Here is a 380-nt window from a genome sequence, read left to right as displayed (position 1 = left end):
CAACCGTTTCTGCCCGAAGGGCGTAGGAGCGTGGCTTGCCCGCGATCTGGCGCGTAGCGGCAGTAAAACCTGCGCACGCAGTCCGTCTGACACAACCAAGGTGACGGGTCTTACTGCCGGTTCCCGGCAGATCGTCAGCAAGCTAGACTCCTACGGCCTTCGGCCAGAATCAAAGCAACCAATCGATCCAGGACCAGAATCTAAGCACACATGGTTTCTGCGCATCGTCCTCGTAGCTGGCTTGCGGCCGGAATCAACAGCGACCGTTTCCGCCCGAAGGCCGTAGGAGCGTGGCTTGCCCGCGATCTGGCGCGTAGCGGCAGTAAACCTCTGCACGCAGTCCATCTGACACAACCGAGGTAACGGGTCTTACTGCCGGT

Source organism: Pseudomonas sp. UBA5706 (assembly GCF_002419965.1).
Taxonomy (GTDB): domain Bacteria; phylum Pseudomonadota; class Gammaproteobacteria; order Pseudomonadales; family Pseudomonadaceae; genus Aquipseudomonas.
Note: the sequence above shows the minus strand (reverse complement) of the source record.